This window comes from Arthrobacter sp. 10N418, assembly GCF_056394725.1.
Genome location: NZ_JBFTIK010000025.1, coordinates 18374 through 44349 on the forward strand (window position 1 = coordinate 18374; position 25976 = coordinate 44349).

Genomic DNA, 25976 nt, shown 5'->3' on the forward strand with positions numbered 1-25976 from the left:
ACGCCGGGGCCCTGCCCGCCGTGGCCCCCGGGTCCCTCGCCGGCCTGCGGCCGCGCCGGCCCCCGCCAGCAGTGCCCGCCGGTTAGTTCTGCGCCGCGATCGACTTGTCCCTGTCCTCGAACACGTCCTCGCCCGGGCCGGAGAAGGCCTTGGAACGCTGGATGGCCTCAATCGAGCCCGTGAACAGCTGGGAATCGTGCGGGTCGGAAGGGTGCCGGGAGTGCTCGTCCGCGGCAGCAACCTTCGCCGGCCGGCCGGAACCGGACCGGACCGGAGCCATGGTTTCGACGCGAACGTGGGGGAGCGCCGTCGGGTGTTCCTGCTGGAGGAAGAGGACGAGTTCCTCACGGATCAGGCAGCGCAGGTCAAAGAGCGAGGCGCTGTCCGCGGCGCTGACCAGGATGCGGACCCGGACATACCCGGCTGTCGCGTCGGTGATCTGCAGGATCCCCACGCGCTTGTCCCAGAGCTCGGTGTCGGCCAGGACTTTTTTCAGTTCGGCGCGCATCGCCTCGAGCGGGGCGCGCCAGTCGAGGTCGAACTCGACGGTGCCCATGACCTCGGACTGGCGCCGGGTCCAGTTCTCGAACGGGGTGGTGGTGAAGTAGGTGGAGGGCAGGATCAGCCGGCGGTCGTCCCAGATGTGGACCACCACGTACATCAGGGTGATTTCCTCGATCCGGCCCCATTCCTTCTGGACCACCACGACGTCGTCCACGCGGATCGCGTCCGTGAACGCGAGCTGGACACCGGCAAAGACGTTCACGAGCGAGGTCTGCGCGGCGAGGCCCGCGACGATCGAGATCACGCCGGCGGAGGCCAGCAACCCGGCGCCGAGGGCCTGGATGGCGGGGAAGGTCAGCATCATGCTGCCCAGCGCCACAATTGCAATCAGTGCGACGCCGATCCGGCGCGCCAGGATCACCTGGGTGCGCAGCCGCCGGGCCCGACGGTTGTCCGCCACGTCCACCCGGTACCGCATGAGAACCATGGCCTCGATGATGAGCAGCAGGGCGATGGCCAGCCACGCGACGGAGGCGATGAGCCCGATCAGCAGGCAGTGGTCCACGTTGCGGCGCCAGTCGACGTCGGCGGTGGTGGTCACCAGGGCGATCCGCACGCCGATCAGGCACAACGTGAAGCGCAGCGGCAGGCGGGCGACGCGGGAGGTCTCGCGGAGCTCGGTCTGTTTGCGGTTGAGCCGGAGCACGATCCGGCGCACCAGCCAGGACGCGACGAGCCCGGCGGCCACGGCGAGCGCCATCGCCAGGAAGGGCACTGCGGGGGTGAGGAACTCTTGCATTACTTAAGCTTTGCAAGCTTCCGCGGGCAATTGAAATCGGGCAGGTGTCAACGTGGGACCCGTCACGCCATAGGTGAAGAGCCGGTCACGCCATACTTTCGGGCGGCGAAGGGTGCCGCCCGGCCGCCCGGAGCGCGGTGCGGATGTTGACCTTGGACGTGTAGGAAATCGAACCGTACTGGAACAGCCGCACGGCCAGGCGAAGCATGACGGCGGCGCCGACGTACAGGATGACGATCACGATTGCGGCCTCGAGCAGGCTCAGGGAGCCGAACCCGTTCCGCAGAAGCGCCGTGACCGGGGCCGAGAACGGGAAGTAGGTGAAAATCTGCACAATCACGGCATGCGGATCCGAGACCACCAGGGCCACGGCGTAGAACGGTACGAAGATCAGAGCCATCATGACCCCCATGAAGTTGCCGGCTTCCTTGGCGGTCGGCATCACCGCTCCGATGGCCACGAGCGTGGTGGTGAAGAGCGCGAACCCGCCCACCAGGATAAGGAAGCCGATGACCATCCGGGCCGGATCGAAGATCAGCGGCGGGAGGTCGAAGCTGGCCAGGTTCAGCTCCTGGGGGAAGAACAGCCGGCCGAGGAGGACCGGGGAGAGGAACACGATCATCTGCACCAGCCCGATGGCGAAGAGCGCGATCACCTTCCCCGCGATCAGGGTGGTGGGCTTGAGCGTGGTCAGGATCATTTCGGTGACACGGTTTTCCTTCTCCTCCAGGGTGGAGTTGAGCATCTGCCCGGCCAGGAGCACGATCAGCCCGTAGAAGATGACCAGGAAGATCAGCGGCGGAAGGACGGAGCTCAGCCCGCCGGATTCCTGGGCGCCGTTGTAGGTGACGGTCTCGATCCGTGCCTTCCCGGTCGCCAGGGTCGACAGCTGGGGGGAATCGATCTTCTGTTCGACGGCGCTGGTCAGCATGGCCTGGGCGACGGCGCCGTACTTGCCGTTCTCGAAGATCCCTTTGTCCGCCCCGTAGGCGCGGACCGCCGTGGTGTCCGGGTTGGCGGGGAAATCGAAGAAGGCGTCCACCGTCCCTGACTTCACGGCCCGGATGCCGGCGGCCGGTGACTCCGCAGGCCGCGCCCCGAAGGCTGCGGCGTCCTGGGCCGTGATGAGTCCGGAGGCGTCCGTGTAGGAGATGGAGAACTGGGCGCGCTTCTGGGCCGCGGACGCGGTGTCCGTGGTGGTGTTGCTGAGAAAGATCAGCCCAAACACGACCGCTATGACGACGGGCACGGCCAGGGTGCCGATCCAGAACCGCCGTTTGGTCACGGTGCGGACGAACTCGAAGCTGATCACGGTGCCGAGATTGTGCTGGGCCATGGCTAGCGGCCTCCGGGGCCGGCGATCGAGCCGGCGACCGCGCCGGCGACCGGGCCGCCCACCGGGGTGAAGGGTTTGTTCTGGTCGCCGTAGACGCGGATGAAGATGTCCTCGAGGGAGACCTTGGTGGTCGTGAAGCTGCGGACCGCTACGCCGTCGTCGATCAGACCTTTGAGGATGGCCGCCTCGTCAGTGGCGTCCGTGATGCTCAGCTCGGCGTAGTTGGTGTCCTCAAGCATCACCTCGTAGTGCGGCGACGGCGGGATGGCGCCGCTGAACCTGATCCGGATGATGCGGCCGCCGTACTTGTCCTGGACCTCGTCAATGGTGCCGTAGGCCTCGGCCGTGCCGTCTTTGAGCAGGATGACGCGGTCGCAGAGCCGTTCCACTTCCTCCATCTGGTGGGTCACCATGACCACGGTGGCGCCGGCCCGCTTCTGTTCGGCGATGATGTCCATGAGCAGGCGCCGGTTGACGGGGTCGAAGCCCTTGGTGGGTTCGTCCAGGATGAGCAGCTCCGGGCGGTTCATGATGGTGACGCCGAGCTGGACCTTTTGCTGCTGGCCGCTGGAGAGCTTGTCCAGCAGGGACCCGGACTTGTCGGCCAGCGCCACCCGGTCCAGGTACTCCAGGGACCACTGCCGGGCCGCACGCCGGTCCATCCCCTTGAGCCGGCCGAAGTAGGTCATGATGTCGATGACCTTTTCCTTCTTGTACAACCCGCGTTCCTCGGGGAGATAGCCGAGCCTGTCGCCGTGTTCGGGTTTGAAGTCCCGGCCGTTGATGTGCAGGATCCCGCCCGTGGGCTCATAGATGCCCAGCAGGGCCCGGATGGTGGTGGTCTTTCCCGAGCCATTGCTGCCCAGGAAACCAAAGGTCTCGCCGGCGTGGACGTCGAACGAGAGGTCACGGATGACGGTGGTGTCACCGAAGTCCATACGGAAGCCGCTGATGTGCACCCGCGGTTCGCCCATGGCTGGGTCCGGGTTGCGGCCTACACCGCGGGGAAGTGCCGGTGCAGGCGGTGCGCGGGCGACGGCGGACCGGTCCTGCTCCCGTGCAGCCTCGGGTACTGGGCGGTACGGGCTTCCCGGATCAGCCCGGTGCCGGCGCACTCGCGGACCGCCATAATGCCCGCGGCGGCCGAGCGTTTGTCGCTGTACGCCTTGGAGACGGCCAGTACGGTCCCGTCGGCGGCCAGCAGGCGGAACCGGACGTTGTCCTCCGCGTCGGTGAAGATTTCGAATTGTCCTGCCATCGTCTTGTCCTTTCAGGCATCCCGGCGCCTTCAGCGGGGTGTGCGAGGAACCGGAGGTTTCTATCCACCCTGACGGATCGAAGAGGACGGGGAAAGGGGCGAAAGTCCCATTGTGTCTGGCTAACGAGACTTCGCCCGGCGCTACATTGGGAGCATGGCTGAGTTTCCAGAGGCGGGTTCCGGAGACATCGTGCGCTTGAAAGCGCGCGTGGATGGCGTGGTGCAGGGCGTTGGATTCCGTTACTGGACGGCGCGGAAGGCAGAGGCCATGGGGCTGACCGGCACGGTCAGGAACAACGACGACGGCTCGGTCGGCATCGTGGCCGAGGGACCCCAGGCGGTGGTGCTGGAGTTCCGCGAGTGGCTGCGCTCGCCGGAGGCCCCCGGGGTGGTGGAAAGGGTCGCGGAAGCGATGTCCGCAGCCTCCGGGGAGTTCACAGGCTTCCGGGTGACGTTCTAGGGGCGTGAGTCCAAGGACCCTCGGCAGGGCAACGGATTCTGGGTACGGTTGCGTCATGCAAAAAATATCGATCGACGCCCTGGCACGGCAACAACTCGCGGCTGCCGTGGCGGCCGGCAGCGGCAGGGCCGCGGACACAGTGTTTGGCGGGCACGAGAAAGTCCTCCGCCAGACCGTCATGGCGTTCAAAGCGGGCACTCAGCTGAGCGAGCACCAGAACCCCGGCGAGGCAACCGTGTTCGTGCTCCGCGGGTGTGTCCGGTTGCGGGCTGGCAAGGAATCGTGGCAGGGGAAGGCCGGGGATCTCCTCATCGTGCCCGCGGGGCTGCACAGCCTCGAGGCCGAAGAGGACTCCGCGATCCTCATGACCGTCGCGAAAACGTCGGCCTGAGGCGCCTGCCTTCCTAGTTGTGTTTGGCCCACAGCTGCAGCCAGACGAGCAGGCGCGTTTCGGGATCGTTCAGGTCTATCCCGAAGAGGGCCCCTACCCGGGACAAGCGGTATCTGACGGTGTTGACGTGCACATCCAGGCGGGCGGCAGCATCAATAGCGTTGCCGCCGCAGTTCAAATACGCGTAGATGGTTTCTCCCAGGGCCTTATTGTTCCGCTCGTCGTAGTCGGCGATCCGGACGGCATGCGCACCCGGCAGCTGGCCCGTTGCCGTCAATGCAGTAGCCATCTGCCGCAAGTAAAGACGCGAGCCGACGGAATCGACGTCGGCAACGGCGTCGTCTGAGTCTCCCTCTATCCTGCCTTCGGCAATGCTCTGCAGGAGCTCGGATAAGACCAGTTCCGCGTTGATGCGCGATTCCCCGAGCCGATCGATCGGCGCCTCCCCACCCAATGCCGCCAGAACCGGACGCGACAGGAGCCGCCGCGCGTTCTGGACTATCTTCAGAACTGCGCCGCGTTGGAATTCCCGGGACGACTCCGTGGTTTGCGGCAGGACGACATACACAATGTGGTCCGAAAGCCCGCAGACGGCGGACGGCAGCCGGACGGCGCAGGCTGTGCGAACGGTGTCGAAAAACCGGAGACGGGACTGGAGCGTGTCCGGCGCGTTGGTTTCCGGCGGCCAGATACTCAGCGCAGCGATACGCACCGACGCCGCGGAAATCCCCAACCTGATCGCCGCCAACCCGGCCCGTTCCGGTTCAAAGAGGAGCGGCTGAACCAGATCAATTTGCCGGGTCAGGTTTGAGACGTACGTCGTTCGCTTGTGCAGAATGTGGAGAGCCGCGACGTTTGCCGCTTCCCGAAGAATCCGGCCCGCATCTTCGGACTGTTGGTCCGCGCGTTCCAAGAGCCACAGGGAACCGAGCACAGCCTCCCCGGCCCGGATGGCGATTGCAGTGCGTTTCAAACGCGGGTCCTCGCTTGCCACGTCCACTGCGTCCCTGCATGCGTGGACCCGCCGATAGTCCACGTCGGTTTGCGGGGAGTGCGGCACGTGCAGGCTCAGTATGGAACTGCGACGCGTCTCGTCGATGGGCTGCTCCGGCAGGGTCGAATAGGCCAGGATCGTCTGCTCGGGATCGGCGATGGCAATGGCTCCGCCCGCCTGCGCTGCCACAGTGTTGGCCAGGTCGAACAGGTCCCCGGGACGGATGTCCACCAACGTGCGGCCTGACTGCCGGTGCGGCACGACAGCGGCGTCCATGATCTCTGCGAGCTGGTTCCACGGCACCGAATCGGCGGCCCGGAACAAGGCCAGCCCTGTCTCCCGGGCAGCTTCCCGCAGGGCGAGGTCCGAAGCCCCGTTGCATTTGTAGACAATGGCCACGTAGCCGGCGTCGGCGAGCTCCCGGACCTTGGCGCTGAGGCGCTTGCCTGACAGCGACAGCCCAATCGCCAAGGCAACGGCGCCCGGAAACGTCGCCGGCGTCGCTGTTGAGTCGTAGAGAACGGAACCCGCGACGATTCGCTGTTCATCGGCTGGCATCTCTACGACGCTGACGATTTCCGATCCCGCCGAGCGGGCCACATTGGCCAGGGAGGGCAGGGCGTGGCCGGCACCAGATGCGGCACCCCTCACGCTTGCACCTGAAAGGCCGCTTGGTAGTTGCGAATAATCTCGGACCCCTGAATTTGTCGGTAACTCCATAGTGGCGGACGGCTTCTGTTCCTAGGCTGAACGATAACGCACGCACGCCGATGAAAGGCCTTAATTGAAATTTAGCGAAGCCAGGCAGCTAATGCAGGTGAAGGCTCCCGTGCTGTCCAGGCAGCGCCGGGTACTGTCGAACGCTTTCAACGTAGAGGAATACCGGCAATCGGCACGCAAGGTCCTGCCCGCCGGTATCTTCGATTACTTGGACGGCGGATCTGAAGACGAAGTGACGCTGCGCCGGAACCGTGCAGTCTTCGACTCGTGGGCACTGATGCCCAGCTGGGGCCCAGTCTCCGGCCCGGACACCGGAACGACGCTGCTTGGCAGGGAGAGCGCGCTGCCGCTTACCTTGACGCCGACCGGCGCGACCCGCCTGTTCCATCCCGAGGGCGAGCTGGCCGTCGCGGCTGCAGCCGAACGGGCCGGCATCCCCTACGGGCTGGCCAGCCTGAGCACGGTCGCCATGGAATCGATCGCGGAGCGCCACCCGGCCCTGGACCGCTGGTTCAACTTTGGGCTCGGGTCCGACGCGCAGGCGATGACCGACAAGCTGGCGCGCTGCCGGGCCGCGGGGTTCGACACCCTGATCGTCGGCGTCGATACCCGCGCCCTGGGCTCCAGGGAACGGGATCTTCACAACGGTTTCACCGCCCCGCCCGCGCTGACGCTCTCCACGATCGCGGACATCGCCCGGCGCCCGTCCTGGTGGGTGAACTTCCTGAGGGCCGACGGCATCAGCTTCCCCAACCTGGACCCGCACGCTCCAGACTCCTCCATGATTACACCGTCCATGTGGCAGCACATCCTTGGGCACTCAGATGCCACCAGCGGTTGGAAGGAACTTGAGGCGTTGCGCCAGGCCTGGCCCGGGAGGATCGTCCTCAAGGGCTGCGTCAACCCGGCCGACGTTGCCAAGGCCGCCCGAATCGGCCTGGACGCCGTCCAGCTGAGCAATCACGGCGGCCGGCAACTGGACCACATGCTCAGCCCCATGGATGTCCTGCAGGAATCGAGGCAGCGGGTAGGTGACTCGATCGAAATATACGTCGACTCCGGGATCCGGCGGGGAAGCGACATCCTGAAGGCCTTGGCGCTGGGGGCCGACGCGTGCTCGATTGGCAGGGCCTATCTCTACGGATTGGTCGCTGCGGGCTCGCCGGGCGTTGAACGCGTTATTAGCATCTTCGCGGACGAGCTGAAGCGTACGATGACGTTGGTCGGCGTGTCCAGCATTTCCGAGTTGAAGGCCCGCGGCGGAGAAATTCTTCGGGACATTCGTCATTCCGGAGAAATCCTTGAACAAGCAGCGGTAGGCACCACGCATTAACTATTCCTGAATAACCCGGCACCTTGTGCCCTCCCGCAGCGTTGCGGGAGCCCGACGAATCCCCAAAGAGCTAAGGAAACAATGCGCACTCGATACTTAATACCCGTTCTGACCGTAGTCACGGCGATGTCGCTTTCAGGCTGTGTCGACAACAGCAGCGCACCCGCGGCCACGGGCGCAGCCTCGGGGACCGCGGACGCCGTCGCCGTGAAAAAGAACGATGCCATTGCCGCGTCGCTCCCGGAGAAGATCAAGAGCGCCGGCGTCCTCAACGTCGGCATGGCGAACAACTACCCGCCGAACGAGTTCAAAGACGACAACGGTGCTCCGGCCGGTTGGTCCGTGGACCTGACCAACGCCCTGGGCCAGGTCATGGGCCTGAAGGTGAACTTCGACATCGGAACCTTCGACAACATTCTTCCGGCCGTCAAGGCCGGAAAGGACGACATGGGGATGTCATCATTCTCCGACACGCTGGAACGGGAAAAGCAGGTCGACTTCGTCAACTACTTCTCGGCGGGCATCCAGTGGGCTTCGCCGAAGGGCAAGACCGTGGACCCCAACAATGCGTGCGGGCTGAAGGTCGCCGTGCAGGCGACCACCTACCAGGACACGCACGAAGTCCCCGCGAAGTCCAAGGCGTGCACCGATGCCGGCAAGCCAGCCATCACCGTGTTCAAGTACGACGCCCAGGATCAGGCAACCAACGCCCTCGTGGTCGGACAGGTCGACGCCATGAGCGCCGATTCGCCCGTCACCCTTTACGCGATCTCCAAGACCAAGGACAAGCTGCAGACCGCGGGCGACGCTTTCGAGGTGGCCCCCTACGGCATCCCGATGGCCAAAGACAGCGCGTTCGCCCCGGTCCTCCAGAAGGCCCTCCAGTCGCTCATTGACGACGGCACCTACAACAAGATCCTCTCCAAGTGGGGAGTGGAATCCGGCGGGGTCAAGACGGCGACAATCAACGTGGCAGCCAAAGGCTGATCAACCATGAGTGAACCCGAGACCGGCAGGAAGACCGGGCCGGAAGCTGGCAGGGCGTCGCGGAGGGCTGCCGCCCCGGGCAGCGCAGTCGATCCGGCCGGCGCAACCAAACCGGCCGCCGCGGCCGGGCAGGGGAGCGGCGACGAAGCAGCCGAGGCGATCGTCGCGGTTCCGCTGCGCCACCCCTGGCGGAACGTGGTGGCGGTGGTCCTTGTGCTCATGCTGGCGGTCTTCGTCCTGGATGCGGCCCAGCGGCCGGACTACGGCTGGGCCGACGTCGGGAAGTACATTTTCGACCGCCGAATCAGCCAGGCGGCCTGGGTGACCCTATCGCTGACCATCTATTCAATGATCGGTGCAATCGTCCTGGGCTTGGTGCTTGCCATCATGCGGCTCTCGGCCAATCCCGTGCTGAAGAGCGTGGCCTGGCTGTACATCTGGATCTTCCGCGGAACCCCCGTGTACGTGCAGTTGGTCTTCTGGGGCATCGTGGCCCTGATCTACCCGGTGTTCACCCTGGGGATCCCGTTCACGACGCCGTGGGTCACCATCCCGAACGGGATCTTCACCAACCTCTTCATTACGGCGGTAATTGGGCTGGCGCTCAACGAGGCCGCCTACATGTCCGAGATCGTGCGGGCTGGCCTGCTCTCCGTTGACCAAGGCCAAGAGGAGGCCTCGACGGCGCTTGCCATGTCCTGGGGGCAGACCATGCGGTACGTGGTGGTTCCCCAGGCCATGAAAATCATCATCCCGCCGACTGGCAATGAGGTGATCTCGATGCTCAAGACCACCTCACTGGTGGCCGCGATCCCATTGAGCGTTGACCTCTATGGGGTGTCCCGTGGAATCTCCGCGGTGACGTTCACACCGGTGCCGCTCCTGATTGTTGCCTCGCTCTGGTACCTCCTCTTCACTTCGGCCCTCATGGTGGGCCAACACTTCATCGAAAAGCGCTTCTCCCGCGGAACAGGACGGCTCAAGACGGGCGCGGAGTCCCAGCCGGACCCGTCACTGTCAGCACCGGCCCCGCCGGCGGACCCGGGCGCTCCGCTCGGCACAGGTTTTGGAGGAAAAGGATGACCGGCATGCCCATGGTGCTTGCAAACCGGGTTTCCAAGAACTTTGGCTCCAACAAGGTTCTGCGCGGGATCAGCCTCCAAGTCGACGCCGGCGAAGTGCTCTGCATTGTCGGGCCCAGCGGCTCCGGCAAGTCGACCTTCCTGCGGTGCATCAACCACCTGGAACGGGTCGACGCCGGCCGGCTGTCCGTTGACGGGCAACTCGTCGGGTACCGCCAAAAGGGCGGCAAGCTGTACGAGCTCAAGCTCAAGGAAGCGGCCCACCAGCGCCAGGGAATCGGCATGGTCTTCCAGCGGTTTAACTTGTTTCCGCACCTGACGGCAGTGGAGAACATCATTCTGGCGCCCATGCGGGTGAAAGGCCTTTCCAAGGCCGCCGCCACCGCGCGGGCACTGGAACTCCTGGAGCGCGTGGGCCTGGGGGACAAAAGCGAGCACTATCCGGCGCATCTCTCCGGCGGGCAGCAGCAGCGGGTGGCCATAGCCCGCGCCCTGGCGATGGACCCCAAACTGATGCTCTTCGACGAGCCCACCAGCGCGTTGGACCCGGAACTGGTGGGCGAGGTCCTGGACGTCATGAAGGAGCTCGCGAAAAGCGGCATGACGATGATCGTGGTGACCCACGAGATGGGGTTCGCCCGCGAGGTGGCTGATTCCCTGGTGTTCATGGACGAGGGCGTCGTTGTCGAGGCGGGTCCTCCCCGCCAGGTGCTCGGCAATCCGCAGCACGAACGCACCAAGGCGTTCCTGTCGAAGGTCCTCTGACCGTCCGCTGAGCATGTCCCCCCTGCGGAGAGGCCAGCGGCCGGCGGCCTCTCCGCTCTGGTTCCGCACTCACGCGCGTGGAACACTGATCCCGTGGACAGCGCCGCGGCGAGCAAGATCTGGACCGACTACAACGCTGCCCAGGCAACGCGTCCCGTGCGTCCCCTCTGCGTGGACGCCATGGCGGCCGCCGGGCCGGGCGAGGACCGGCTCGCCCTTGATCTCGGCTGCGGCGCCGGGAAGGAAACGCGGGCCCTGCTCGACGGCGGCTGGCGGGTGCACGCCGTCGATTCCCTCCCCGACACCCGGGAGCGGCTGCTGGCCATCCTCCCGGCGGCTGCGGACGGACGCCTGAGCATCGACGTGACCCCGTTCGAGGATCTCCGCGCACTCCCCGGGGCGGACCTGATCTTCGCCGGCTACTCCCTGCCGTTCATCCACCCCGGCCGCTTCGGCGTCTTCTGGCGGATGCTGCTGCAGTCCCTGCGGCGGTCGGGCGTCATCGCGGTGAACCTGTTCGGCGAACGGGACTCGTGGGCCGGCACCCCCGAGTGGAACTTCCACACCGAGGACGACGCCCGGAGCCTCTTCGCCGGGCTGGAGATCGTGAAGTTCGACGTCTTCGACGACGACGGCCAGTCCTTCAAGGGACCCAAGCACTGGCATATCTTTGACGTGATCGCCCGGAAGCCGTGAGTGCCTGAACCACGCCCCAGTGTGGGGGCGCGGCGTCACTGAGTTCGTCGCCGCCCGTCCTGTGGGACAGACTGGTTGCCGTGAGCAACTCTCCCCGAACCGGCCTCGCCGTCGCAGGACTCAGTCTGGGCACGGCGCTGAACCCGCTGAACTCCTCCATGATCGCCGTCGCCCTGGTGGTGCTGCGCGCTGATTTCGGGCTCGACGTCGCCACGGTCACCTGGGTGATCACGGCGTTCTACCTCACCTCGGCGGCCGGCCAGCCGCTCATGGGCCGGCTGGCGGACCGCTTCGGCCCGCGGCGGCTCTTCATGCTCGGCATGGCGGTGGTGGCGGTGACCTGCGCACTGGCGCCGTTCGCGCCCAACTTTGCCCTGCTGTGCGTGGCCCGTGCCTTCATGGCCCTCGGCACTGCCACTGCCTACCCGAGCGCTGTCGTTCTGGTCGGAACGCTGGCCCGGAAGGCCAAGGTCCGGTCCACCCGTCCGCTGGGTCGGATCCAGATGGCCAACACTTCGGCGGCCGCCGTCGGGCCGGTGGTCGGCGGCCTGCTGGTCAGCCTGGTGGGGTGGCAGGCCCTGTTCCTGATCAACGTTCCGCTGTCGTTGGCCGCGATGTTCGTTGTCCAGCGGTTCGCCCCGGCCGACGAGGTCCGTGAGCGCGGCAAGGCTTCGGACCTGCTGCGGGATTCGGACATCCCGGGGATCCTCGCCTTCGTCGGCGCCCTGGTGCTGGTGATGATGTCGCTGCTGAACGTCCTGCCCGGGGCACGCTGGTGGCTGCTCGGGGGAGGGATCCTGCTGGGCGTGCTGTTTGCGTGGCGCGAACTGCGGTTCACCCCGCCGTTCCTTGACCTGCGGCTGCTGGGCCGGAACCGGCCGCTGCTGCTGGTCTATCTGGGCTTCGCGCTGTTCAGCGGCGTCTACTACTTCGCGTTCTTCGGGCTGCCGCAGCTGCTGCAGGAAGTCGGCGGCTACGACCCCGGCATCGTGGGGCTGCTGATGCTGCCGCTCGCCGCGATCTCGGTGGTGGCGACGCCGTTCGCCGTCCGCGCGATCGACCGGTTCGGCGTGCGGCGGGTGCTGATCGCCGGCGTCGTGCTGCTGGTCGGCGCGTCAGGGATGATGTGGCTGCTGACGGCGTCCCTGGCCGTGCCGCTGGTGCTCGCGCTGACCGCCCTACTGGGCGTGCCCTACTGCGTGGTGAGCATCGCATCCAGCCAGGGCATGTTCGTGTCCACCCAGCCGCAGGAACGCGGCGTGGCCGCGGGAATTTACCAGACCTGCCGCTACCTCGGCGCGATCACGGCGACCGTGCTGATCGGCATCTTCTACGGCACCGGCGTGAACCAGGCCAACTGGGGACTCATGGTGCTCGTGATGCTGGGGCTGGGCGCGGTGGTGTTCGTCGTGACCCTGGCGTGGCGGGAGCGTCGGGTCTGAGGGCCGCCGGCGCGGACTCCGACGCCGTCTCCTCGCCGGACGGGCTTTCGCAGTCAAAGTGATACTGCCGCAGGATGTTGGACCGGGACGGGTCCTTGAGCTTCGCCATCGCCGCGCCCTCGATTCTGCGGATGCGTTCGCGGGTCATGCCGAACGATTTCGCTACCGAATCCAGGCTCCGCCCTCCGCCACCGGTCATGCCGAAGCGCATCGCAATGACCCGGGCCTCCCTGTCCTCGAGCGTGCCGAGTACGGCATGGACCTGGGCCCTCATTTGTCGATGGAAGAGCGCCTCAGTCGTGTCGGTGGCGGAGGAATCCATCAGCTGTTCTGCCAGGGCTTCGTTTCCACCCTTGCCGTCGGACACCTGCCAGTCCAGCGAACAGACTGGCTGGTCCACGGCCAGCAGACACTCCACCTTCCCGATCGAAGTGTGTGTCAGCCGGCTGAGGTCCTCCCTGCTGCAGACGGTTCCTGTCATAGCGGCCGTCCGCTGCGCTGACCTCACTTTGTGCAGCTGCTCGACGACCGGACCCGGCAGCCGGATAAGTCGTGCCTGCTCAGCCAGGGCCCGGGTGATGGCGTTCCGGATGTGCCACGTGGCGTGGGTGGAGAATCTGAAACCCATGGTGAAGTCGAACGTGCAGACGGCCTTGTGCAGCCCCAGGTTTCCTTCCTGGATCAAGTCCTCAAGATCGAGGCCCCGATGGGTGTAGTGCTTGGCGATCGACACTACTAGCCGGAGGTTGGCGTGGAGCATCGCGTCGGCGGCTCGCTGGCCCAGAACGACGATGGTCCGAAGGTCCATCTCGTCGCGGCCGGGCCGCTGGGTTTCGTCCCTCAGGAGCTGTTCCGCGAAAAGCCCTGCCTCGATCTTCTGCGCCAGGTCCACTTCCTGCTCGGCGCTGAGCAAGTCGAATCGGCTCAGCCGGCGCAGGTAGTCCGCGACGGCGTAGTCGGTGAACCGGCCGCTTGCTGCCAGTACTTCCGGCCGGCCAGGGTCGTTCGGCTCGCATGATTCAGGGGCCGGGGCGGCTGCTGCAGGCGGGGAAGGCGTCCTGCCGTTTGCCTCGTGGACCAGGTCAGCCATGTCATCCCCTGTTGGACGGTTCAAGCTCGTGAAAGCAGACTATGCGGCCGGTATGACAATAATTCGCGGGCGAACGCGGGGCGACGGCGGGGCGGGCGAGGGGCGCGGCTGCGCTGAGCGCACGGACCTCAACGGAGGACCGGCCCAGGAACTTTCAGGCGGGATGCCAGGCGCCCCTGTTTCCGCAGACCGGCCAGGGCCATAATTGCCACTGCGGGGACCTCTCGCGCGGGTGATGGGCGGCGCGGCGTTGAAGAGTCCCAGGTGGCTGCTCCGGCTCGGCGCAAGGGGCAGCCACGGGCTCGGGACAAGGATTCCGGGGACCGAAACCGGGGGGAGCAACGCCATCGCTGCGATCATCAACGCACAGAAGGGAATCATCATGTTCAAGGATTCAAACATCATGGCTGTCCTCCCCGCGAAGGAATCTCAATGATGTTGTCAACGGATATTGGCGTGCCTGACGGTGTCCCGGCCGGGACACCGTCAGGAGCTTCTAGTCCATCCAGCCGGGGCAGCGTTTCCGGTCCTAATTCGGCAGTTCCGCCGCTGTGGCGGGAAGGTGGTCAGGGCCGTCGGACTTGCCGGAGTCCCTCCAATCTGCCTCGCCCCAAGGGTCGAAACACGTAGTAGGCCAGTGGAGCGCTTTGATTCACTTCCGTAAGGCGAGTAGTGCCCACTCGTGACCGTCCGAAGCTGAATACATAGGATGCGAGGTGGCCGCTGACGGACCCGCTGGTCATTTTTCGGAAGGGGGTCCGGTAGGTGGAAACGTTGATGGAGAGGCTAGGTACGGGATGGCTGGCAGGAAAATTTTGCTGGCCGCGGCGTTCGCGGCAGTAGGTATGCTCACGTTTGCAACGGGAGCAAGCGGCGCGACGCTGGGCCTCGGGGGCGAACAACTGATCGAGAACGGACAGTTCCAACAGTTCGTTCGAAGCGGTGAATGCGATGGTGGGCCAAGCTCAACATCTCCGCTGAGCTCCTCAACCGTCAGTTACACGTATCAGAATTCGGGCGTAGCTACAGGACCGTACGCGGGCATGTTCACCGAGACAGGCTCATTTACGCTGGGACCCGAGCAGTGGCTCGATCCGTCGAACCCGAACAACGGCGGCGCCGTTAGGCCCCTGCTCGCATTCAATGCTGAGTTCCAGATCACCACGTATGCGGGTGGGCAGGTCACGGGCACCAAGGCCCTCGCTGGGCTCCCGCAAGGGCAGACCACTAATTACGGTAACTGCGCCGAGAACCCCAGTCCCACCGAGACCCCCAATGACCTGCGCTACGACGTGTTCGTCGCGGATTTCTCCTATCAGGCCAGGGTCCAGTCAGCGGGTGGTGATACATGTGACTCCGGCTCCGGATTCCTCGTGGGTTCCAGAGAGACCTTCCGCCTCACGTCCAACGTCCTGCCAGGCCAGACAGTCGACAATATGAGCGAGAGCTTTGTTTCAACCTCGGCTGGACCGTGCGCTCCGCCTCCGCCGGCTTCGGTCTCGATGACGCCGCCGGACGCGGTCAATAACGTGGGCACGAGTCACACCGTGACGGCCACGGTGGATAACGCAGCGGGCGGACCCGTGCAGGGTGCGATCGTACGGTTCAACGTCCAGGGCTCGGTCACGACGTCGGGTTCGTGCACGACGGCGGCGAGTGGGCAGTGCTCCTTCACCTATCAGGGTCCAGATCTGCCAGGCGCGGATGTCATCACCGGATGCGCGGATTCGAACTCGAACGGAACGACAGACCCCGGTGAGCCGTGCGGCACAGCGACGAAAGCGTGGTTGCTGCCAACGACAACTCCCGGCCAGGTGACCGGCGGCGGCCAGCTGGCGGACGGCGCGAACTCCGATCAGGTGGCGTTCGGCTTTACCGCCAAGAGTGATGCCAAGAGCACCAAGGGAGAATGCAACCTCGTCGACCCTTCGATGCACACCAAGGTCAAGTGCCTCGACGTCACGACCCTCGTCGAGAGCGGTTCCCACGCGACGTTCTTCGGAAACGCTACAGTTGACGGCGTCGCCACTACCTACCGCATCGACATCGACGACAATGGAGAGCCAGGTCATGGCCGCGACATATTAAAGATGCAGACCGCTAGCGGCTACACGGTCGGCGGCGTCATCACCAGCGGCAACATCCAAGTGCACTAGATGTCACAACTGGTGGCCCGTAAGCATCGATCCCTCAGTGGAGCAGATCAGAGCGGGCTGGTATCAATCACGGTCTTGGGATGGGCGCAACCCCGCCCCACCCCCGCTCAGGCAGCCACGCGAACTGCCATCTCCGGTGCCGGAACGTAGGTGGTTCCGTCGCGGAGCATGGCCCAGAGAACGTTGAGGCGGCGCCGGGCCAGGGAAAGCATGGCCTGGATGTGGGTTTTCCCTTCGGCGCGTTTGCGGTCGTAGTACCTCCGTGAGGCGGGGCAGCTTTTCAGCGCCGAGAGCCCGGAGAGATAAAAGACACGCAGGAGCCGCCTGTCGTAGCGGCGGGGGCGGTGGTGGTTGCCGGTGATCCGGCCGGAATCCCTGGGTGCCGGGGCCAGGCCGGCGACGCCTGCGAACCGGTCCGCAGTGTCAAAGACGGTCAGGTCCCCGCCGGTGGCACCGAGGAACTCCGCGGCCGGGACAGGGCCGAAGCCTGGCATACTCAGCAGAACCTGGGCGTGCCGGTGTTCGGTGACCTTCTCGCTGATCAGCGCCTCGAGAACGGCGAGTTCTTTGTCGAGGGTGATGATTTCCTGTGCGAGTGCGGCGACGATCAGTTCCCCGACGTACTGGGCCGGGACGGTGGTGTGCTGAGACTTCGCCGCTTCGACGGCGGCCTGGGCGACCGCAGCGGAGGAGCGGGTGCCGTGCTTCTTCAGCCACGCGTGCAGCCTGGCCTGGCCGGTCCGCCGGATCCCATCCGGGGTCCGGTGTTTGGTCAGCAGCAACAGAGCCGCCTTGGAGCGGCTGTAGTCGAAGGCCCGCTCCCGCGCCGGGAAGTATTCAAGCAGTTGGGCCTGCAGCCGGTTGATCGCCCGGACCCGGTCCGCGGACTTGTCCGCCCGCCGGGCGGTGAGGATCCGCAACCCGGTACTGATCTCATCCCCCGCACGCAGCGGCTGCAGATCCCGGCGCATCCTGGCCTGATCGGCGATGACGGCTGCGTCTTTCGCATCGGTTTTGCCCTCGCCCCGGTAAAGCTTGGAGGCATGGTGGACGATCCGGCCCGGAATGTGGAGGATGTTCTGGCCGTGGGCGACGAGGATGGCGATCAGCAGCGCGGGTCCGCCGTGGTTCAGGTCCGTTGCCCAGATGACCTTGTCGCCGTCCCCGCCGGCGAGTTTGAGTACGGTGGCGATGAGTTCGAGCAGGGCCGGTTCGTCGTTGGGGATTTTCTGCGAGAGCAGCCGGTTTCCGTCGGCGTCGATCACGACGCAGTGGTGATGGGCTTTGCCGGCGTCGATACCGGCCCAGAGTTTCGCCAAAACAGCCTCCAGTCTGTCGTACGGGTGGAACCCGGCAGATAACCGCGCCGTCGTGTCCTTATCCGGCGATTCAAGTCGCGTCTCTCAATCAGCGGTCGGGTCATCGCGGAGAGTGCAGGCGGCCAATCCTTCGGAGCCGTCACGATCTGAATCGTCCGGCCACAGCAACAAAGCCATACCCGCCTCCCCGGGGTAGCCACGACCCTACAACGGCCACGGAACCACCCGACAACACCATAAGGACATCAACAGGGCGAAGGAGTTCTACCGGGACAAGCTGGGAATCGAACCCGCCGAATCCATGGAGGAGGGCAGCCTGACCTACAGCTGCGGCCAAGGAACCCGCTTCCTCGTTTACCAGACACCGAATGCAGGGACCGCCAAGAACACCCAACTGGCCTGGGAAACGGACAATCTCGAACGCGAGATGGAGGAACTGCGGGGCCGCGGCGTCGTCTTTGAAGAGTATGATTTTCCCGGCCTGAAGACAGAGAACGGCGTTGCCACAGCATCCTTTGGGAAGGCAGCCTGGTTCCTGGACAGCGAGGGGAACATCTTCAACATCGCCCAGCGCGCGTAGGCAGACTCGGGCACCGAGAACGCCGCAAGCTGCGGCCAGCTGCGAAGCCGAAGGGAACCGGTTCCCGTCATCGAGGCGGGGGCCGGTTTCAGCGCAGCTACGAGAGTTCAGAACGCTAGGTCCCACCCCGCAGGTGTCGGTGGTGCTGCTCGTAGCTGTCGAAAACATCCGACGACGTGGCTCCTGAATGGCCGAATTTGCCGCGAAGGACCTCCGCGAGTTCATCGAGCGCCACGTGGAGCATTCGTCCGGCAAACTGGAGTTCGGGACTCTCGCTGAGCCGGGCCTGTGATGCCAGTTCCTGGGCGTAGGCCACCGTGGCTGGCAAGGAGCCGCGCTGCTCCACTTCACGGAAGTAATAAGTTTCATGGAACGCCAGCAGATCTATGCTCACCGAGGCCACGTTTCCGGCCATTGACTCCAACAGCCCGGCAGCGTGCCTGGGGTCCAGCGACCATACACCGGTCGGACCTGCAGCCTCCCTGAACAGGTTCAGCTGGTGGGCAAGGCCCCGACGGCGGTTCAGGGCCGGGTACGTCTGAAGGATCCAAGTGACCGTTGCTGTCAGCAAACCGAAACCGGTGACGGCTTGGAGGGCCACAACCAGCCTGAGCAGCGGATGCACTGCAACGATATCGCCGAACCCCACTGTGGAGAGAGTGACCAGGGAGATGTAGAGGGCTTCGGCAAAGTCGGCCCGCAGTGGAATCCCGGGTCCGTAAACAAATCCGTCCGTCAGATGGGGCAGGTACATCAGGGCCCAGCCGATGGCGGCGAGGCCTGCCCAGGCGCCGATGACAGCCGCCATCGCCAAACGTGCTGCGATGAAGGAGCCCCGGCCCCGCAGTTTTCTCGACACGAGCCAGAATCCGCGGATGATTGTCCGGCCTAAAGGGCCGGAACCGTGCGGATAAAGAAGCGTACGAAAGACGTCGACGAGCATCAGCAGAACAAGGCCGGCCCCCAGAACCGTCCAGAGCGTGTCCTCGAAGTCCATGCCTCATCTTAGAGGCGGTACTTCCTGAGGAGCAGCCGGCGTGCGACCATCAAGGTGCCTCGAGCCCGTGGGTTCGTCGGCAGTATCGGCTCCCTCGCGCCTGGTGGGCCGGAACGACGTCAAGGGGGAGCGTTGTGGGCAGTGGATCAACGCCGACTAAAAAGTCTCTGCCGCGCTGGGCCAGAACCGCCGTCTTCGTCTATCTGTCGGTGACGTTTGCCGTTGCGGTCGTGGCGATGCTTGCCAGCGGCTTCGCGCTGGACCTGGTTCCGGGTTCAAGGAGAATTTGCTGCTCGCCGTGGTGGTTCTGACGCTGCCCGTTTCGTTCGCGTATTTCGTCATCGGTACTTTCGGCTCAGGCGCGGTATTGAGCCTGACTTCGCTCCTCTACTATTCCGGATACTTCCTCCTCGCGCTGGTCAACGCGGGCGTCTTCCGGTGGATTGTCCTGAGCGCTCGTAGGCGTGCACTTCTTGCGGCCGCCGGCACGCGCGGCGTCTCGGTCCCCTATCCGCGGGCGGAATTGCGCGGGGTCACTTCGGACGTCACAAAGCTCTGGTGGGCCGTGCCGCTGGCGCTGCTGCTGAGCCTGCCGCAGTGGATGGTGGCGGGTTTTGCCTGGTGCGGCATCAGCGGTTGCAGCGGCGGCGGTTTCGGCGTGGCCACCGGCTCTGAGTGGATTGCGGTCATCCTGAGCGCCGTCAACGGCGTCATCATGGCAGTGGCCTTGTTCGCGGTGCGTTTGCTGTATCCCGGAAGGAAGCGTGCCCTCATTGCTTTGGCGGCCGGGACGTTGTTCGGCCTGATTGGCGCTGCGGTCACCCACGGGTAGCAGGCGGGCAGGATGATGCAAGAATCCCAGGAGTTTCTCAAAGGCTTCATCAAGATACCCGTCGGCGCTCTCAGCGGCGGCCTGGGGCCCTAATGTTTCTGGCCATCACTGTTGGGCTCGCCGGTTTTTACGTCTTGGCCACCGGCCGCCGTTCCTGGGCACGGCCCCGGCCAGGCGCAAAGCGGAAGCCGCTGGACCCGGACCCGTCTGTGGTGGCGCAGGCTGTCACCGTGGCGGCTCCGAAGTCACAGCCGGCGTACGACACCAAGGCGATCGACTTATTTCAAGCTTTAGGCCGGTTACCTCAGGTAGACAGGGCCCAACGGCCTTGGCTCTGCGTCCGTAACTACCGTGGCATGACCGGGTGCCTGGGATAGGCTCCTTGGGACCTGAACAGGCATTGCTTGGGACCGATCAAGCATCACTGCAAAGGGCCGGGAATACCTTGGATCTACTGAGCGGCCTGAGCCGCGACGAACTCCGCAACCTTTCTTGGATTGCGGCCACAGTCTTCGCGCTTGTGGCTGGCCTCTGGCGTTGGCGCAGGCTTCATTTGACTGCGCTTGGAGCTGTTCTGCTCTTCGCGGCCCTCAACGCGGGTGCAGGGATCTACGTCCTGAACAATTTCCGTGATTCGCGCTGGTCGGCGGGGGGAGCCTCGCCGTTGAGCCCTCCGTCGTTTTCCCAGACACCCATCGTGGGACAGTACCTTGGCCCCCTAGACTCCACCCTGCAGGGAGTGGTCGGTGGGGTGAACGATTTCCTGGCATTCAAGCAGGCACTTCCCGTAGCGCTGGACTTCTTCGCCGTGTCGGGCTGGGCCCTGCTGCTTTCGTTCCCGCTCGCCATTCTCGCCGCAGTCATCAGTTTTGCCATGGCGAGGCGCCGATCGGCGGACTTCGAGAAATACCGTGCCACCGTTGACCGGCTCCAAGACGAGCTTGAGCAGGTCAAGCGGCAGATCTCTGCAGGGCATTCCGTCGGCACGGAAACCCCTGCACGGAATGCCCCTGAGCACGCAACTGAACGGTTGGCGACCTAAAGCGTGTAGTCCCGCAGCGCTCCTGCGGCACCCCTGTATCCTGAGAATGTAGTTCAAGGGCCCCAGCGGCCATCGACCAGGCCCGGTGCGCAGCCGGATCAGGGGTCTGGAAGCTGGGCCGCAGCCTTGGACGTCGTCGAATCGCCACCGCAATCGTCAGTCTGCGATCGGCTCCCGAATTCTCGGAATGGATCCTCTATCAGCATTGACACACCAGCCCCCGTGGGAATCCCCACTCCGGACCCCAATACCGTGCGCGCAGCTGCGGGGGATGAGCCGACCGTTGTGACCTGGGCCGAGGCCGGGATCAGCATGACCGCGCGATGGCGTTCGGCGAACGGCAGACCGGCGCCGACGCGCGTCGAAGTGGTCTCCGACTCCCTCACGGCCGATGAAGCGAACCGGATGGCGTCACATGGGATCGCGATGCTCTGGCACGGTGACTTCCACAACGCACGGCAGATCCTCAACGCCCTGGACCGGCGGATAGTCGCCGGGAAGAAAGAGATCGCAGCAACTCCGGCCGATATGTTCTATCGGCACCGCCAGTCCCGCTCGCACCGTGCACGGGTTCTCGGCCTGCTGCTGGCTCCTCTTGATCCAGGCCCGGTAATGCCGCTGCGGCGCGCACCGGACATCCGGCAGGCCGCCGCTGAAGCGTACGGTGAGATCGGTGAATCTTCCGTTGTGTCCCTGCATGAGCTTGTCGGGGCGATTGGCGCCCACGAGTGGCGGCGTAATGGCGTCTACGTCGATGGCCTGCAGGGCAGCATCCACCCGCACTACGGCACGTTCTTCCCCACCCGGAGTGAATATGTGGATCTCGTTGCCGCCGCTGCGCTGCCCTCGGACACGCTGGCGTTCGACGTCGGAACCGGCACGGGGGTGCTCGCTGCCGTCCTCGCGCGCCGTGGCGTCCACCGGGTGGTGGCGACGGACAATGAACCGCGTGCCATCGGCTGCGCCGCTGAGAATTTCCGGAACCTCGGTGTCCAGGACCGTGTTGAGGCCGTACTGACCGACATGTTCCCGCCCGGGCGGGCACCCCTGATCGTGTGCAACCCGCCCTGGATTCCGGCCACGCCGCACTCCACCCTGGACAACGCCGTCTACGACCCCGGGAGCAGGATGCTGTTCCGCTTCCTGAACGGACTCTCCGAGCATCTGGAGCCGGGTGGGGAGGGCTGGCTTGTCCTCTCCGACCTAGCCGAGCACCTTGGCCTGCGGACGCGTGAGGATCTGCTGGCCGCCATCACGGCGGCCGGGCTGAAGGTGGCGGAACGGCTGGACACCAAGCCAACGCATCCGAAGGCATCGGACCGCGACGATCCTCTGTTCGAGGCGCGCGCCGCCGAGGTTACGTCGCTGTGGCGGCTTGTTCGCCGCTAGTCACAACCTCCCGCCGCCGGGAATCACGACGGTGGCCAGCCCGCGTTGCCCGGCCCGTCGAATAATGCGCTGGTGCCGTGGACTGGGGCCCGTCAAGTAAATGCGGCCGGGGATGGAATTGCCTCTTTTCTCGGCATGCAGAACCCGGCGCTGCGAGCCGGAAATGCCGCCGTCGAGTACGTATGGGCAAGAACGCGTCCCAGTTCGCCGGTCAGTTGTAGGTGCATTCCCCAGACACCTCGCCTGAAGGCCGCAGGCCCGGAGAGGATCACAGTTCTCCACAGCAGCGCCCGAGGCCTTGGTCCAACGGCGGCCTGTCCGGGAGAGTAGCGGTTCCTGACAGTCGTTGCGTGCATTGGGGCGGTGCACCCGTGGACCTCTCTCTGACGTCATCCCGCGTCTGAACCGAGAACTGCTGGAGCGGATCCCAGCTGCCTGGGCACACTCTGTGGCATTACGTGAGGACTCGGTCATCCTGGGCGACCGGCGCCGACGTGCTCAGCTTCCAGCCTGCCGGTACGCTCTAGCCATTGCCGAGGGTAGCGCCGGCATTCCAAGTTATCGACGGCGGCCAAGACGGATCTGCCCCGTAGTATCTGCTCATGCCTCAGACTCGTTAGAAACGCACCTGGAAGTCCGTCGCCAAAGCCCACGAGAAGTCCAAGGACCTCGGCCCGCTGTACCCAGTAAAACCTGCCGCCCGCCACTTCGATGGTTCGCCGGAAGCCGGCCCAGGACAGGTCTACTTCACCCGTACTGGCGTCGTTCCATTCGGCGTGGTGCATCGCTGTAGGGACAGTGTGGGATGACAACTCGGACGGTCTGCTTGTTATTCAGGAGAGCGCTATCGGTGGACGCAGGGAGTGTATGTCCTGCACCGAGCCGCTGAGGGCCTAGTAGGATCCCGGCGGCTCAGTGCGGGTTGTTCGGTGCTTGCGGCCCCCGGGTACCTCGGCCGTAGTTCAGTAGGCTGCCCTCGAGACCGCAAAGGGAACTGAGACAGATCGCTAGAGACCCGCCTTGCCCACTCCGTATTCTGCCTGCTCCGGGGTGAAGCCCTCGTAGGCCAGCTGGTCGACCAGACTGGCATGCGAAAAGGCGCTCATCTTCAGGTAACTCTGGGCCGATTTGGCAGCCTGCTCGTTCCAGTCAACTGTCACGCGGTCAACAGCCCAAGTCGCATCTGCGGTCGAAAACTTCTCGTACTCCAGTTGCCCGATCAAACCGGTGCGCGAGAAGGCACTGAATTTGAGGTAGCTACCAGCAGACCGCAGCGCGTTCTGCTGGCTGGCGGTCCCGGCTTTAGCTGCGGCGTCGGCAGCGGCCTGTGCCTTGGCGGCTGCCGCGTCAGCGTCCGCCTTGGCCTTGACCGCGGCGTCGGCCTGTGCCTTCGCGGCCGCCGCGTCAGCGTCCGCCTTGGCTTTGGCATCAGCGTCAGCCTTGGATTTTGCAGCAGCCGCATCGGAGTCCGCTTTCGCCTTAGCGTCAGCATCAGCCTGGGCCTTGGCAGCGGCAGGATCCTGCGTCGTCGTCTCTGCCGGGGCAGATACGACGGGGGACGTCGGTGCGGTGACGGACGAGGCGGACGTCGTCGAGGTCCCGGCGCGAGCGGCCGAGTTGCCGACGATGCTGAGGAGGATGACGCAGACTGTGATGATCAGGGCGAGTTTCTTGTGCTTTGCGTAGCCCTCCAGGGGCAGGCCCTGCTTGTCGCGGGTCTTGTTGGTCAGCAGCAGGATGAGGTCGATGAGAGCCCAGATGCCGAAGCCGCCGAGGGTGACCAGCTTCAGGATGCCGGTACCGACCTTGCCCAGGTAGAACCGGTCCACGCCAAAACCTCCGAGGAGGAGGGCCAGCAGCCAGGTCACGAGGAAAGACTTCTCGCTCTGCTGCACCTTCCCGTAGCCGGGGGGCGCCGGAGGATAGGGGACGGTGTAAGGGGCTTGGCTCATGAGAGTCCTTCCATGGGACATCTGACCGGCGTGCAATGCGGAGCATGCGGGGCGGGTGCGGTGATGGACGTGCATGGCGGGAAACCAGCACGGGGCGCGGCCCGCAAAGGCGGTAACTCGCGCCAGCCGTCAGCTGAAATCATGATCGCTTCCCCCAATAGCCTCGCGGGCGAAAGCGCCCGTGAATCGGATGTTACACGTTAAATGCGAAATCGAATTCGATTACATTGTAAAAAGAGATTTCGGTCGTTTTCGTCGACGTCCAATGGGTGAATAAAGCCTGTTTCCGTCGCACAAAGACGTACGAACCAGGAACCGCCCGGATTACTCGACATGGGCATCCTGCATGTCACCATCCGGTTCTTCACCAGGAGCCTCGGCTGAGCACACGCAGACGGCCATGGCCTCCGCAGCGTCTGACTGAACCGGCCAGGACAATGCGACTCCCGCCGGCGGGCAGTTCGGGCCGTGCCACAACGAAACCGTTTTCACCTCACTAGCCGCGGTCCAGGCCCCGGTGGCGGCACGTGACTCTCGGCGCGGCCTCATCGCCGAGTCCGGCACTTGCTTCGGATTTTCTCCCCGCCGCCCAGTAGGGGAGGCTTTCGGTCTTTTCGGACCGGCATCGGCCAGGAGCGGGCGGCGGCGACGGCGCTGGGCACTCGGCCCGCGTGGACGAGTTGTAGTACGAAGCCAGAATGGAAGACAGCAGAAGCCAAAGCCGCCCTGGCCCTCTGCCCGGACGCTCCGCACGCCGCCATGCTCCAGGGCGTCGTCACCGCTGTGAAGGTCGGCCCCGGCACCAGGGTCGTGGGCCAGACGATGGAGCCCGGCACTTACAAGACCAACCCGGGGGCCAAGGACTGCTACTGGTCCCGCACCACCGGAGGCGGCGCGATCATCGCTAACGACTTCGTGGGGTTCGCCCCGGACGGCGTTAGCGTCACTGTCTACCCTGGTGAGGGTTTTGAGTCGTCGAACTGCGGTATCTGGACCAAGACCGGCTGACGGTGTTCCCTTGCCGGCGGACCTGACCGCAGACCGCCGGTTCCCGAACATTATTGTCTCTATCCCTAACAAAGCGTCGGGCGCGGCTGATAGTTCTATTAGACGCTCGAGTCCAGCAACCAAGCAGGATCGGATTTCCGCAAGTAATTGTGGCCCGGTACTTTCAGTGGCTGCCCCGGGCTCTTCCCGTAGCCGGCTTCTCCGGTACGGCAATCATCTAGGGGAGGACCCCATGAAATACCGCAGTATCGCAGCGCCCTTGCTCTTGCCACTGATCACGTTCGGAATCTACGCGCTCGTCTGGAGCGTCAAGACCAAGAACGAAATGAACAAGTCCGGCACCGCCATCCCGTCGGCCTGGCTGCTCATCGTTCCGATCGCCAACATCGTGTGGCTTTGGAAGTATTCGGTCGGCGTCGAAACGTTCACCCGCAAGAGCCTGGGCCGTCACGCAGCCTTCTGGCTGATGCTTCTTCTGGGAGCTATCGGCTCGGCCGTCGTCCAGAACAAGTTCAACAAGTTCAACATGTCCAACAACTTCATCGAGGCCCTCCCGGCCCAGTTGCCCGTCACGGCCTAGCCTCGACCAAAGACAAAACGCAGCCACATCTGGCTGCGATGAACCGCCGCCCCAAAAGGGGGCGGTTCTTTCTTATTCCCGCCAATAGCTGCCCGAAGACTCTGGTGACCTCATGTGAGCTGCTGCGGTGATTTCGGACAGCGGAATTAGTGGATTCTTCTACGCTGCCAGGGCTGGCTGTTGATAACCATAGTGGACTTCGTTAGGTCGACGGTAACCGAGCGCGGAGTGACGGCGCCTGCTGTTGTAAAACCCCTCGATGTA

The 25976-nt window shown here is 64.8% G+C and carries 25 protein-coding genes; 16 read left to right on the forward strand and 9 right to left on the reverse strand.

The window, feature by feature from the left end; genetic code table 11:
* Positions 1 to 82: 82 nt before the first annotated feature.
* The 4 genes from AC1DCZ_RS16690 to AC1DCZ_RS16705 form a co-directional block, all read right to left on the reverse strand.
* Positions 83 to 1303 (reverse strand): mechanosensitive ion channel family protein, encoded by a 1221-nt coding sequence (locus AC1DCZ_RS16690; RefSeq protein ID WP_476975591.1) that lies wholly within the window; start codon positions 1301 to 1303, stop codon positions 83 to 85.
* Between the two features lie 85 nt (positions 1304 to 1388).
* On the reverse strand, positions 1389 to 2639 hold the full coding sequence (locus tag AC1DCZ_RS16695; RefSeq protein ID WP_476975592.1) for an ABC transporter permease: 1251 nt from the start codon (positions 2637 to 2639) through the stop codon (positions 1389 to 1391).
* Between the two features lie 2 nt (positions 2640 to 2641).
* The gene (locus AC1DCZ_RS16700; protein ID WP_476975593.1) at positions 2642 to 3613 is read right to left on the reverse strand and encodes an ABC transporter ATP-binding protein; all 972 of its coding nucleotides are present in this window, start codon (positions 3611 to 3613) and stop codon (positions 2642 to 2644) included.
* A 20-nt stretch (positions 3614 to 3633) separates the two neighbouring features.
* Positions 3634 to 3897, reverse strand: coding sequence for a YegP family protein (locus tag AC1DCZ_RS16705; protein WP_476975594.1), 264 nt, complete (start codon positions 3895 to 3897; stop codon positions 3634 to 3636).
* A gap of 154 nt (positions 3898 to 4051) precedes the next feature.
* On the opposite strand from AC1DCZ_RS16705, the gene AC1DCZ_RS16710 reads away from it, so the two are divergent.
* Positions 4052 to 4357, forward strand: coding sequence for an acylphosphatase (locus AC1DCZ_RS16710; RefSeq protein WP_476975595.1), 306 nt, complete (start codon positions 4052 to 4054; stop codon positions 4355 to 4357).
* A gap of 55 nt (positions 4358 to 4412) precedes the next feature.
* Positions 4413 to 4748 carry a cupin domain-containing protein gene (locus AC1DCZ_RS16715; RefSeq protein WP_476975596.1) on the forward strand — a complete coding sequence of 112 codons (336 nt, stop codon included), beginning with the start codon at positions 4413 to 4415 and terminating at the stop codon, positions 4746 to 4748.
* A gap of 13 nt (positions 4749 to 4761) precedes the next feature.
* Here AC1DCZ_RS16715 and AC1DCZ_RS16720 read toward each other — a convergent pair whose 3' ends face one another.
* The gene (locus tag AC1DCZ_RS16720) at positions 4762 to 6393 is read right to left on the reverse strand and encodes a PucR family transcriptional regulator (protein ID WP_476975597.1); all 1632 of its coding nucleotides are present in this window, start codon (positions 6391 to 6393) and stop codon (positions 4762 to 4764) included.
* A gap of 133 nt (positions 6394 to 6526) precedes the next feature.
* Between AC1DCZ_RS16720 and AC1DCZ_RS16725 the strand changes: the two genes are divergently transcribed.
* The 6 genes from AC1DCZ_RS16725 to AC1DCZ_RS16750 all read left to right on the forward strand — a co-directional run bounded on the left by AC1DCZ_RS16725 (position 6527) and on the right by AC1DCZ_RS16750 (position 12767).
* Entirely contained in the window at positions 6527 to 7795 is a 1269-nt protein-coding gene (locus AC1DCZ_RS16725) for an alpha-hydroxy acid oxidase (RefSeq protein ID WP_476975598.1), read from the forward strand.
* Between the two features lie 81 nt (positions 7796 to 7876).
* Positions 7877 to 8782 (forward strand): ABC transporter substrate-binding protein, encoded by a 906-nt coding sequence (locus AC1DCZ_RS16730; protein WP_476975599.1) that lies wholly within the window; start codon positions 7877 to 7879, stop codon positions 8780 to 8782.
* A 6-nt stretch (positions 8783 to 8788) separates the two neighbouring features.
* Complete coding sequence (locus AC1DCZ_RS16735) at positions 8789 to 9865, forward strand: amino acid ABC transporter permease (protein ID WP_476975600.1); 1077 nt, start codon at positions 8789 to 8791, stop codon at positions 9863 to 9865.
* A complete protein-coding gene (locus AC1DCZ_RS16740) occupies positions 9862 to 10629 on the forward strand; it encodes an amino acid ABC transporter ATP-binding protein (protein ID WP_476975601.1) in 768 nt (255 codons plus the stop codon). The genes AC1DCZ_RS16735 and AC1DCZ_RS16740 overlap by 4 nt, the downstream gene beginning before the upstream one ends.
* 93 nt (positions 10630 to 10722) lie before the next feature.
* Entirely contained in the window at positions 10723 to 11325 is a 603-nt protein-coding gene (locus tag AC1DCZ_RS16745; RefSeq protein WP_476975602.1) for a class I SAM-dependent methyltransferase, read from the forward strand.
* A gap of 80 nt (positions 11326 to 11405) precedes the next feature.
* Entirely contained in the window at positions 11406 to 12767 is a 1362-nt protein-coding gene (locus AC1DCZ_RS16750) for an MFS transporter (protein WP_476975603.1), read from the forward strand.
* Here the strand turns inward: AC1DCZ_RS16750 and AC1DCZ_RS16755 are convergent.
* Positions 12691 to 13857 carry a sigma-70 family RNA polymerase sigma factor gene (locus AC1DCZ_RS16755; RefSeq protein WP_476975604.1) on the reverse strand — a complete coding sequence of 389 codons (1167 nt, stop codon included), beginning with the start codon at positions 13855 to 13857 and terminating at the stop codon, positions 12691 to 12693. The two genes, AC1DCZ_RS16750 and AC1DCZ_RS16755, sit on opposite strands and share 77 nt — an antisense overlap.
* A gap of 797 nt (positions 13858 to 14654) precedes the next feature.
* Here AC1DCZ_RS16755 and AC1DCZ_RS16760 point away from each other — a divergent pair.
* Entirely contained in the window at positions 14655 to 16013 is a 1359-nt protein-coding gene (locus AC1DCZ_RS16760; RefSeq protein WP_476975605.1) for a post-COAP-1 domain-containing protein, read from the forward strand.
* A gap of 107 nt (positions 16014 to 16120) precedes the next feature.
* Here AC1DCZ_RS16760 and AC1DCZ_RS16765 read toward each other — a convergent pair whose 3' ends face one another.
* Positions 16121 to 17332, reverse strand: a complete 1212-nt coding sequence (locus AC1DCZ_RS16765) for an IS110 family RNA-guided transposase (RefSeq protein WP_476975606.1) — start codon at positions 17330 to 17332, stop codon at positions 16121 to 16123.
* Between the two features lie 244 nt (positions 17333 to 17576).
* Between AC1DCZ_RS16765 and AC1DCZ_RS16770 the strand changes: the two genes are divergently transcribed.
* Positions 17577 to 17912 (forward strand): VOC family protein, encoded by a 336-nt coding sequence (locus AC1DCZ_RS16770; protein ID WP_476975615.1) that lies wholly within the window; start codon positions 17577 to 17579, stop codon positions 17910 to 17912.
* Positions 17913 to 18027: 115 nt separating this feature from the next.
* Here AC1DCZ_RS16770 and AC1DCZ_RS16775 read toward each other — a convergent pair whose 3' ends face one another.
* The gene (locus tag AC1DCZ_RS16775) at positions 18028 to 18909 is read right to left on the reverse strand and encodes a potassium channel family protein (protein WP_476975607.1); all 882 of its coding nucleotides are present in this window, start codon (positions 18907 to 18909) and stop codon (positions 18028 to 18030) included.
* A gap of 134 nt (positions 18910 to 19043) precedes the next feature.
* Between AC1DCZ_RS16775 and AC1DCZ_RS16780 the strand changes: the two genes are divergently transcribed.
* From AC1DCZ_RS16780 to AC1DCZ_RS16795, 4 genes are all read left to right on the forward strand, one after another.
* Positions 19044 to 19220, forward strand: coding sequence for a hypothetical protein (locus AC1DCZ_RS16780; RefSeq protein ID WP_476975608.1), 177 nt, complete (start codon positions 19044 to 19046; stop codon positions 19218 to 19220).
* Entirely contained in the window at positions 19196 to 19741 is a 546-nt protein-coding gene (locus AC1DCZ_RS16785) for a hypothetical protein (protein WP_476975609.1), read from the forward strand. The genes AC1DCZ_RS16780 and AC1DCZ_RS16785 overlap by 25 nt, the downstream gene beginning before the upstream one ends.
* Positions 19742 to 20294: 553 nt before the next feature.
* On the forward strand, positions 20295 to 20783 hold the full coding sequence (locus tag AC1DCZ_RS16790; protein ID WP_476975610.1) for a hypothetical protein: 489 nt from the start codon (positions 20295 to 20297) through the stop codon (positions 20781 to 20783).
* 222 nt (positions 20784 to 21005) lie between these two features.
* Positions 21006 to 22172: a methyltransferase gene (locus AC1DCZ_RS16795; protein ID WP_476975611.1), complete on the forward strand. Its 1167-nt coding sequence runs from the start codon at positions 21006 to 21008 to the stop codon at positions 22170 to 22172.
* Between the two features lie 1007 nt (positions 22173 to 23179).
* On the opposite strand, the gene AC1DCZ_RS16800 is transcribed toward AC1DCZ_RS16795, so the two are convergent.
* Positions 23180 to 24124: an Ltp family lipoprotein gene (locus AC1DCZ_RS16800; protein ID WP_476975612.1), complete on the reverse strand. Its 945-nt coding sequence runs from the start codon at positions 24122 to 24124 to the stop codon at positions 23180 to 23182.
* A gap of 759 nt (positions 24125 to 24883) precedes the next feature.
* On the opposite strand from AC1DCZ_RS16800, the gene AC1DCZ_RS16805 reads away from it, so the two are divergent.
* Positions 24884 to 25132 carry a hypothetical protein gene (locus AC1DCZ_RS16805; protein ID WP_476975613.1) on the forward strand — a complete coding sequence of 83 codons (249 nt, stop codon included), beginning with the start codon at positions 24884 to 24886 and terminating at the stop codon, positions 25130 to 25132.
* Positions 25133 to 25364: 232 nt separating this feature from the next.
* A complete protein-coding gene (locus AC1DCZ_RS16810) occupies positions 25365 to 25712 on the forward strand; it encodes a DUF4234 domain-containing protein (RefSeq protein WP_476975614.1) in 348 nt (115 codons plus the stop codon).
* Positions 25713 to 25976 lie beyond the last annotated feature (264 nt).